The sequence below is a fragment of the Actinomycetota bacterium genome, assembly GCA_035536535.1.
GTDB lineage: Bacteria > Actinomycetota > JAICYB01 > JAICYB01 > JAICYB01 > DATLNZ01.
On sequence record DATLNZ010000044.1, the window covers coordinates 1 to 10,042 of the forward strand.

3 protein-coding genes are annotated in these 10,042 nt (G+C 71.0%); all 3 read right to left on the minus strand.

Going from position 1 to position 10,042, the window contains the following annotated elements:
• Positions 1-2,015, minus strand: a 2,015-nt coding sequence (locus tag VNE62_03130) for an amino acid adenylation domain-containing protein (protein ID HVE91282.1), incomplete at its 3' end; no start/stop codon positions are given.
• A complete protein-coding gene (locus tag VNE62_03135; protein ID HVE91283.1) occupies positions 2,012-2,872 on the minus strand; it encodes a 3-hydroxyacyl-CoA dehydrogenase family protein in 861 nt (286 codons plus the stop codon). The genes VNE62_03135 and VNE62_03130, both read right to left, overlap by 4 nt.
• A complete protein-coding gene (locus VNE62_03140) occupies positions 2,872-10,011 on the minus strand; it encodes an amino acid adenylation domain-containing protein (protein HVE91284.1) in 7,140 nt (2,379 codons plus the stop codon). Before VNE62_03140 ends, VNE62_03135 begins: the two co-directional genes overlap by 1 nt.
• Positions 10,012-10,042: the final 31 nt, after the last annotated feature.

The following is a 10,042-nucleotide window of genomic DNA, read 5'->3' on the forward strand; positions in this document are numbered from 1 at the left end:
TCATCGTGAAGGCGCCGGCTTGCGTCGAAGCCGAGGTCCGTGACCGGCAGGTCCACCGGACCCGGCTCCGCGACCCTCTGGACCGGGGTCCCGCCGATGGACTCGAAGCTCGTGCGCAGCGCCTCGTGCCGGCGGACGATCTCCTCCAGCGACCGCCGCAGGGCATCGGCGTCGAGGCACCCGGAAAGCCGCGCGGAGGCCGATATCGCGTACTCGGCCCCCGAGGTGCCGAGCTCCTCCACGAACCACAGCCTCTGCTGCGCGAACGAAAGCGGCAGCGGACGGTCGCGACGGGCTCGCATCATGGGGGCCGCCGTGGTCGGCGCCGCGCCCGCGATCACCCGTGCCAGGTCCCGCAGCGAGCCGGCGCACAGGACGTCGCCCACGGAAATCTCGACGCCGGCCCGCTCGCGGACCCGGGACACGACCCGCGTCGCGACAAGCGAGTCGCCGCCCAAGTCGGTGAACGACGCGTCGAGGTCCGGCCGGGAGCCGAGCACCTCGGCGACGACGTCCGAGAGCATGCGTTCGTCCGCGGTCCCCGCGGCGCGGGCTTCCTGGGCTCCGAAGCCGGGAACCGGCAGCGCGCGCCGGTCGAGCTTGCCTGTCGGCGTCATCGGCAGGGGGTCCAGAGCCAGGATCCACGCCGGCACCATGTACCCGGGGAGGGTCTGCGCGAGGGCGTCGCGCAGGTCGTCGCAGGAGGCGGTCCCCTGGACGTAACCGACGAGCACCGGGGTGCCGCCCGGTCCCGGGTGTACCGCGGCCGCGGCACGCACGACTCCCGGCTGCGAGCAGATCGCCGCCTCCACCTCCCCCAGCTCCACCCGGTACCCGCGGATCTTGACCTGGTGGTCGGTGCGGCCGAGAAAGTCCAGGCGGGCGCCGGACGCGGTCCGGACTCGGTCGCCGGTCCGGTACATGCGGGAGCCCGGGGGTCCGGACGGGTCGGGCACAAACCGCTCCGCCGTCAGGCCCGGACGCCGCAGGTACCCGCGCGCTACCCCGGCCCCCGCCAGGCACAGCTCCCCTTCCGGGGCCGGGCGCCGGCGCTCGTCCATCACGTGCGCCCGTACTCCCGCGACGGGGCGCCCTATCGAGACGGAGCCCGCGGCTGGATCGGGGGCCGGGTCGAACTCGGCCGTCGCGGTGACCGTCGCCTCGGTCGGGCCGTAGGTGTTGACCAGCCGCACGTGGGCCGGCGCGATCTCGCGCCAGCGCCGCAAAGCGGTGCTGGACATCGCCTCGCCTCCCGCGATCACCAGGCGGAGGCGGGGGTCGTCCGGGATCTCACCGCTGGAGACCACCTCATGCCAGTACGCCGTAGGCAGGTCCAGAACCGTGACTCCCAGTTCGGCCACCTTGCGCCGCAGGGTCGCCGGGTCCCACAGGTCCGCGTCGCGCGGGACTATCGCCGCTCCCGCAACCAGGGCCGGGAACACCTCTTCTATTGCGGTGTCGAAGCTGGGCGAGGCGAACTGCAGGACACGGTCCGATCGCGTCAGCGCGAACTCGGTCACGGCCATCCGGCAGAAGTCCGCCAGCGACGCATGCTCGACCATCACGCCCTTCGGTGTGCCGGTTGAGCCGGACGTGTAGATCACGTACGCAGTGCAGCGGGGGTGGACCGGTGCCGGCGGCGCGGGGGCGTCAGTCCCCCGGGGGTCGACGATCGCGACGCCGTCCGGAGCCTCCAGCGACTGGTCGGTGATGACGGCGCGGGCGCCGGAATCGGCCACCTGAAACCGAAGGCGCTCAAGAGGAAGGCGGGGGTCCAGCGGAAGAAAGGCCGCCCCTGCCCCCAGGGAGCCGAGCATCGAGGCGACGAGGTCCGGCCCCCGGTCGAGCAGGATGCCGGCCACGCAATCGGGTCCGCACCCCGCCGCCCGAAGGCTCGCGGCGATGCAGTCCGCGCGGGCCCCCAGTTGCGCGTAGGTGAGTGAGGCGGCGCCGGCGACCACGGCGAGGTCTTCCGAACGCCCTCCCATCGCGAGGTGCACGGGCGTGAAGGTCACGTCGCACCCCGGTAAACGAAGAAGCCCTCGCCGGACTTGCGTCCGAGCTTTCCCTCGGAGACCTTCTCGGACAACAGCCTCGTTGGCACGTACTTGTCGTCGCCGAAGCACTCGCGCAGGACGTCAAGCGAGTCGGCGATGGTGTCGAGTCCGATCAGGTCGGCGGTGGCGAGGGGTCCCATTGCGTGGCCGAAGCACGCTGTGAACACGCGGTCCACGTCCTCGGCCGGGGCGACGCCTTCCTCCAGGACACGCGAGGCCTCGTTGATCGTCACCATCAGGACCCGGTTGGACACAAACCCCGGCGAGTCGCGGACGACGACTGCTTCCTTGCCCATCGATGTCAGCAGGTCCAGCGCGGCCCGCATGGTGTCGTCGCTCGTCGCGTCGCCCCGGATGACCTCGACCGTGTCCTTCATGGGGGCCGGGTTCATGAAGTGCATCCCGAGCACGCGGTCGGCGCGCGACGTGCACGCGGCCAGGCGCCGGATCGGGACGCAGGACGTGTTTGCCGCGAGCACCGCGTCGGGCGGGCACACCTCGTCCAGCGTCCGGTAGAGGTCCTCCTTGAGTGCGATGCGCTCGGGGACGTTCTCGATCACGAAGAACGCCTGTGACAGCCGTCCGGGGTCGGTCGTCGACTCGATCCGGGACAGCACCTCGTCCGGGGACGACGCCGCCTGCGGCGAGCGCAGCATCTTGGCCATCCGGACTCCGTTGCGCATGGAGTCCGAGGCGCGGTCCAGGGCCGGCTGGTCCACGTCGACCAGCACGACCCCGTGTCCCGCCTGAGCCAGCGCCTGGGCAACGCCCGAGCCCATCACGCCGGCCCCCACGACTCCGACCGGACGTTCCATCACCGGCTCTCCAGCTCGCCGAGCATCGCCCGGACCTCGTCCTCGGACATCTCCTCCACTCCCATCACGGTGCGCGCCACCTCGTCTGCCACCTCGGCGCTGCCCCAGAGAAGCGCGATTTCGTCGGCGAGCCTCTGGACGGTGGGGGCGTCGAACAGCGCGCGCAGGGACAGCGGCACCTGGAAGGTGGCGCGGACACGTGACAAAACCTGCGTCGCCAGAAGCGAGTGGCCTCCGAGCTCGAAAAAGTCGTCGGTGACGCCGACGCGGTCAAGGCCGAGAACGTCCCGCCAGATGGAGGCGAGCAGCCGCTCGGTGGGGCTCCGCGGCTCGACGTGCTCGAAGGCCCGGTGCACAAAGGCCCCGGGGCCATCGTCTGCGCCCACGAAATCGCCGGCGTCCGCCAGGACCCCGAGCTCCCGCGGGCCCGCTTCGGGCGAGTTCACGATCTCATCGATGGCCGTCGCGAGGTGGTCCATGATCTGCCCCGCGGAAGCCGCGTCGAACCTGGATGTGTCGAAGGCGATACGCAGTTCGATCCCGGCTCCCGGGGCGACCACCAGCGTCAGCGGGTAGTTCGTCTGCTCCACGTACTCCCCGGTGCGGACGGTGAACCCGAGGGCGTCTTCGGAGTCGTCCTCCTCGGGATAGTTCTCGAAGCCGACGATGGTCTCAAACAGCGGGGCCCGGCGGGGGACCTCACTGGCCGACTGAACCTCCACCAGAGGCGTGTGCTCGTGCTGCCGCGCCCGAGCCTGCTCGTTCTGGAGCGAACTCAGCCACTGCACAATGCTGCCCACCGCCGGGATCCGGACCCTCACGGGCACGGTGTTGACGAACAGGCCGACCATCTCGCCGGAGCCGGGCAGCTCAGGGGGACGTCCGGAGACCGTCGCTCCGAACACCACGTCATGGCAGCGTCCGTAGCGCGCACACACGGCGGCCCATGCGCCCTGGACGACGGTGTTCACGGTGAGCCGGTTGCGCCGCGCAAATTCGCGGACGGGCTCCTCCGGGACGACTCTTGTGACCTTGTCGTAGCCGGGGCGCGGGCACTCGGGAGCCGGCACAATCATGGTCGCCGGCTGCCTGAACCCGGCGAGCGACTCACGCCACCACCGCCGTTCCGCGGACGTGTCGCGGCCCCTCAGCCAGGCGATGAAGTCCGAATACGGCCGGACGGGCGGCAGCTCCGATTCCCGTCCCAGGTACGCCTGCCACACCTCGTCCAAAACCAGCTGCAGGCTCCAGCCGTCCATGACCAGGTGGTGATGGCTGACGACCATGTGCAGCCTCGAATCCGACTCCCGTATCAGCCCCAGCCGTATGAGCGGCGGCTGAGAGGGGTCGAAGCCGCGCAGCCGGTCCTGCGAGAGGAACGAGTCGATGTCCGCGCCGCGTTCCACGGGAAGCGCGCAGTCGCGGTGCACGACCTGAAGCGGCTCGTCCAGGCCCTCCCAGACGACCGAGGTCCGCAGGGCCGGGTGCCGCGACGCGACGAGCTGCCACGCGCTTTCGAGACGATCCTCGTCCACCTCGCCTTCACAGATGAAGTGCAGCTGCTCGAAGTAGACGCCGGACTCCGGTGCGTAAAGCGAGTGGAACAGCAAGCCGTGCTGCATCGGCGAAAGCGGGTAGGCGTCCTGCACGTCCGGAGAGGACAGGTACCTGTCCACGGACTGCTGTCCGATGCGCGCCAGTGGGAAGTCCGACGGGGCCGGCGCGGTGCGGTCACGTCCGGACTCCCCCAGCGCGCGCAGTGCCCGCTCGAATGAAGTGGCGATCCCGCGGACCGACGACTCGTCGTGCAGGTTGCGCGAGTAGCGGAACACGACCTCGAGCCTGCGCTCGTGCACGGACGCCTCGACCTCCAGCACGTGGCTGCGCCCGGCCCCCGGACTGCGCACCGCCCCCGGTTCCTCGGGCGCCATCGGCAGCGGTCCGCCGTCACCCGACGAGCCGAGGTAGTTGAACAGCACGTCCGGACGCGGAAGCGCGCGAAGGCGCCGGACGTCCGGGGTGTCCGGGCTCAGGTGGCGCAGCACCATGTACCCCACTCCCCCGGTGGGCACCCGGCGCAGAGCGTCCTTGGCCGAACGAAGTGCCTCCCTCTCATCGGCACCGGGGGCCACCGCGACGGGGTAGACGGTCGTGAACCAGCCCACCGTCCCGGACAAATCCGCGTCCTCGAACAGATCGTGGCGGCCGTGGCCCTCGACGTCCACGAGCAACGGACGGCCTGCCGCCATGGCAAGGGCGGCCAGAAGGATTTCCGGCGGCCGGGCGCCGAAAGCGGACAGCGCGTCCGCCGATTCCTGCTCGGACAGCTCCAGCGTCACCGTGTCCGCAGAAGACTCGTCGTTACGTCCCTCCGCACGGTCCCGGGGCAGAGGCGCGACGTCATAGTCCTCCAGCAGCAGCCAGTGATCGAGCTCCGAGGCAACTTCGTCGCTGGTGGCCCAGTCCGAGAGCAGCCTCGCCCACTGCGCGAACGAAGTGTTTGCCGGCACGAGCTGGATGGAACCGCCGCGGGACGCCTGCTCGAACGCGGAGGCGAGGTCGTCGAGAAGCGGTCCCCAGGAGACGGCGTCCACGGCGAGGTGGTGGACGGCCAGCAGCAGCCGCGCGCCGCCGGGGACCAGAAAGAAGCCGGCCCGGACGATGCGTCCGCTCTCGATGTCAAGCGACGCCTGCACCGCGTCGCACTCGGCCTCCAGGTCCGCGGGATCCGGCACCTCTTTTCGGATTTCGAGGTCGCTCGGGACGTCCGGATGGATCTCCTGGCGCCATCCGAACGCCGTCCTGCGGAAGCTCGCCCGCAGCACGTCGTGACAGGCCACGACGGCAGCGACCGCGTCTTGGACGTAGGGGCCGTACTCCGGCGGCACGTCGAGCAGCACGGCCTGGTTGAAGTAGTGGACGTCCAGGTCGTCGCGCTCGAGCAGCCACCGCTGGATCGGCGTCAACGGGACCGGGCCTGCCGCCTGCGTCCGGACCGCGGGCCGCGACACCGCAACGGCCGCCGCCGCCAGTTCGGACAGCGTCTGGTACTCGAACATCTGGCGCGGCGTGAGCTTCAGGCCCGCGCGCGCCGCCCGGGCTACCACCTGGATCGACAGGATCGAATCGCCGCCGAGCTCAAAGAAGTTGTCCCCGGCCCCCACCTTCGCGACGTCCAGGACCTTGCTCCAGATCCCCGCAAGGACCTGCTCGGCCCCCGGACGCGGAGGCACGTGAAGACCGGCGACGGGCGCGGACGCCGCCTGCTGCTGCGGGGCGGGAAGCGACTTGCGGTCCACCTTTCCGTTGGCCGTCAGCGGGAGACGGTCCAGCGTCACGAACGCGGAGGGCACCATCGCGGCGGGAAGGCGCCGCGCCAGAAACGCCTTCAGGTCCGCGTGCGACGCGGTGCCGGTGACGTAGGCGACCAGCCGCGTGGGGCCCGGGGGCCCGAGCGCGACCACGACCGCCTGTCCCGCGTCAGGGTGACGGGACAGCTCGGCGGCGATCTCCCCCGGCTCGACACGGACTCCCCGCACCTTCACCTGGTCGTCCACGCGCCCGAGGAACTCGAGCGTCCCGTCGGCCCTCCACCGCGCGAGGTCGCCGGTGCGGTACATGCGGGAGCCGGGCAGGTCCGCGAACTGGTCGGGGACGAACCGCTCGGCGGTCAGGCCCGGGCGGCCGATGTAACCGCGTCCGACTCCGGCCCCCGCCACGTAAAGCTCCCCCGGGACCCCCGCCGGCGCCAGCCGCCCCAGCGCGTCGAGAACGTAGGCCCGGGCGCCGGCTATGGGACGTCCGATCGAAGGTTCGCGCGCGGGGCGGTCCGGGTCGCGCGGCGGGACTCTGGCTGCCGTCGACACCGGCGAGCACTCCGAAGGCCCGTAGAGGTTGACCACCTCGGGGGCCCCCGGCGGCGGCGCGGTCAGCAGCCTGTCGCCACCCGCGAACAGGGTCCGGACGCCGAGGTCGTGCGGGTGCAGGTCGAGCAGGGCCAGCGCCACCGGAGTCGGCGCGAACGCGCGGACGATGCCGAGCGCGCGGAGCCAGTCCTTCAGCGCGTCCGGGTCGATGCGCACGTCGTCGGGCACCAGGTGCAGCGCGTAGCCTGCAGCCAGGGCAGGGAACACCTCGAACACCGACGCGTCGAACGACTGTCCGGCCAGGTGGCTCATCGACTCTCCCGGCCCCCATTCGGACTCAAACCACGACGCGAGGTTGGACAACCCTCCATGCGTCACCACGCTTCCCTTCGGCGTCCCCGTGGACCCGGACGTGTAAATCACATAGGCCGCCTGGTCCGGCGTGACGGGGGCCGGGCGCCCGACCGGGTGGTCGCGCGGGACCTCATCGAGCACCATCACCTCGGCCCCCGCGTCTCTCACGGACGCCGCCAGCTCAGGCGTCGTCACCACGACCGCGGCCCGGGCATCGCGGACCATGAACCGAAGGCGGTCGGGCGGGTGCGCCGGGTCAAGCGGCAGAAACGCGCACCCCGCCCACAGCGCAGCGACCTGGGCCACGACCGCATCCGGGACCCGCGGCATGCAGACGGCTACGACGGACTCAGGCCCCGTGCCGTGGTCGCGCAGGCAACGCGCGAGGGCCGACGCGCGCGCGCACAGGTCGCCGTAGGTGAACAGCTCGTCGACCGAGACGATCGCCGTCCGCGAAGGGTCGGCTCGCGCGATCAGCTCGTGCACGGGGACGAACTCGCGCGCCCGAGCGCCACGTCCCCACTCGTCCAGCAGCAGGCACCGCTCGTCGTCCGCGGACATCTCCAGCCGCGAGATCGGCACGTCCGGACTGGCCACGATCGAGCGCAGCAGCGCGTGGAACTGCTCGAGGAGGCGGTCCATCGACGCACGCTCGAACAGGTCCGTGGCGTACTCCAGGTACCCCTCCAGCGGCCCTTGCGTCTGATCGGACAGTCCGATCGTCAGGTCGAACTTCGCTGTTCCCGGGGCGATGCCGCGGATCGATCCCGGCGCGAAGTTGTCCACCTCCAGCCCGGGCAAGTCGTAGTCGCGGTAGGGCGTGTTCTGGTGCGTGTAGGCGACCTGGAACACAGGGTTGCGGGACAGGTCCCGGCGCGGCGACAGCGCGTCCACGACCTTTTCGAACGGCACGTCCTCGTGGTCCACCGCTTCGGCTGCAGCCTTCGCGACTCGGCGGGACAGCTCACGGAACGTCGGGTCCCCCGACAGGTCCGTGCGCAGCGCCAGCATGTTGTTGAAGTAGCCGACCAGCCCACGCGTGTCGGGGTGGCGGCGTCCGGCCGCCGGCGTGCCGACGACCATGTCGTCCTGTCCGGAGTAGCGCTGGAGCAGGATCGCGAAGGCGGCCATCATCGTGCCGAACATCGTCTGGCCCGACGCGCGCAAGGCCGTGGCCACGTCCTCCGGGACCTCGAAGTTCAGCATCTCGCCGCGGTAGCTCTGGACGGCCGGGCGGGGGAAGTCGGTGGGCAGAAGCAGGTCAGGCGCGTCGCACAGGTGCTCGCGCCAGAACGCGAGCTCGTGCTCCAGGTTCTCGCCGCTCATCTGCCTGCGCTGCCAGGCGGCGAAGTCCGCGTACTGGATGGGCAACTCGGGCAGGTCCGGCGTCTGCCCCGCGAGAAAGGCGCGGTAGCAGCGCGACAGCTCGTCATGGATGATCGCCGGCGTCCACCCGTCGAACACGATGTGGTGGATCGTCATGAGCAGGACGTGCTCACGGGGGCCGAGGCGCATCAGAACGCAGCGCACGAGCGGCCCTTCGTCGAGGCGGAACGGCTCCGTCGCCTCCTGCTCGTGGCGGTGTAGCGCGGCCTCGAGGCGCTCGGCCTCCGGAAAACCGGACAGGTCCTCGACCGGAAGCTGCAGGTCCGGCACGGGCTCGATTCGCGCGCGCGGTTGTCCGTCCACGGAGATGAAGCTCGTCCGCAGCAGCTCGTGGCGAGCGATCAGCTCGCGGATCGAAAGCCGAAGCGCCTCCACGTCCAGCTCGCCGTGCAGGTGCAGGTCGAACGGGATGTTGTACAGCGGCGTGCCCGGGTGTAGCTGGTCCAGAAACCAGATCTGCTCCTGCCCCAAAGAGATGGGGAGCGGTCCGTCGCGCGGGATGCGCGGTATGGGCTCCAGCCTCGCGGGGGCCGAGCCGTCGGACGCCAGCTCGCGGATTCGCGCGGCCAGAGAGCCCAGGACGCTGTGGTCGTAGATCTCTGCGAACGAGATGCGAACTCCGAACTCCCGCTCAACGCCGTCCAGCACCGCGATGCCGGCGATGGAGGTCCCACCAAGCTCGAAGTAGTCGGCGCATGCGTCGGGAATGTCCATCTTCAGCGCCTCGCGCCAGATCCGCGCGACCTTGCGCTCGTCTCCGGTCGCAAAGGACCCCGATACCGGCGGCTCGGCCTCCACCGGCGGCGGAGCGGGGGCCGAGTCGGCACCCCACGAGAACACGTCGCCCGGCTCGCGGCACCAGCACCGGACGTCGTCGAAGGCCGTGGGAGGCATCGGGATCCGGCGGGGACGGCGGCCGCCGTAGTGGCGATCCCAATCGATCTGGACGCCTTCTTGGTACAAGCGCGCGACGCACTGCAGGATCGATGCGTCGTCCCGTGGATCCGTCACCGCCAACCGGACCGGCACCGCCCCCGGGAACATGCGGCCGATCGTCCGCGACAGGACTCCGTCGGCCCCCAGCTCCAGCAGGACCGGACTGTGCGCGGACAGGGCCTCCAGCGCCGACGTCAGGCGGTCGGCGTCCAGCTCGGTGGACGGCGCCAGCTCGCCCGCCCCGCGCACGGCCTCGTCCAGGTCGAGCTCGCCTTTGATCACGCGCACGGACAGGTTCCCCACCCCCGACCCCAGCACCGCCGACTCCGTGATGCCGAGGTCGCGCAACGCGGCTTGGAGACCGAGGTGCAGGCACAGGACCGAGCGCGCCGGGTCTTGTCCGGGCCGCACGTTCTCCAGGACTTCCGCAAACGCGGGGGACGACGACGCCAGCGAATCCAGGAGGCCGGGCGGTGGCACCGCATCGCCCGAGCAGAGCAGCACGAGGCCGGACGGCTCGGACGGCTCCGGCACCGAAGCATCGCGCAGGAACAACACGAACTCGCTGCGATCGCGCACAACCGTCGCCCGGCGCACCCGATGGTCGTCGCGTCCCGCGTTCATCACG